Origin of the sequence: Acetobacter suratthaniensis (assembly GCF_017377745.1) — a bacterium.
In the GTDB taxonomy this organism is placed as follows: Bacteria; Pseudomonadota; Alphaproteobacteria; order Acetobacterales; family Acetobacteraceae; genus Acetobacter; species Acetobacter suratthaniensis.
Window position 1 is genome coordinate 1 of the sequence record NZ_JAFVMG010000063.1, and the last position, 451, is coordinate 451.

Annotated in this window: 1 pseudogene; it reads right to left on the reverse strand. The window is 55.4% G+C overall.

What is annotated here, in order from left to right:
* Positions 1–288 precede the first annotated feature (288 nt).
* Positions 289–451, reverse strand: a pseudogene (locus J2D75_RS14310) (IS110 family transposase); the annotation flags it as partial.

The following is a 451-nucleotide window of genomic DNA, read 5'->3' on the forward strand; positions in this document are numbered from 1 at the left end:
TTTTGTGTCCTCTGTGGATGGCTCCCGCGTTGCAAGAGAAAAATGACACATTGACGTTGATCAGGAGCAGTCTTCTGTCCGGCCTGTTTGTGCAGTCGGTTTTAGACTGCTGGCCTTGATGGGTTCCGCGAACAAAGTCCCGTTCTAAAATTCAGGCTATGACGCCTTGGACACAAAGTGGGTTGTCTCTGTTCTCGGCCTGACCGATATCGCCATCATGTCTCCTCGCTCCTGCAACCTCCTCCGGTCGGTGTGAACCGACCGATCCCGTGTTGTCTGTCTTCCCGATTACGCGGTAATTGCTGGCACGTGGTTCACCTGATAGGTGTCGCCACGTGTCAGCAGCGCCCATATAATGCGGGCCATCTTGTTGGCCATTGCGACGGTCGCCACACGCATCGGTTTGCGTTCCAGCAGGGCAGCAAACGAAGGTGGAACGCGATCAGGACGG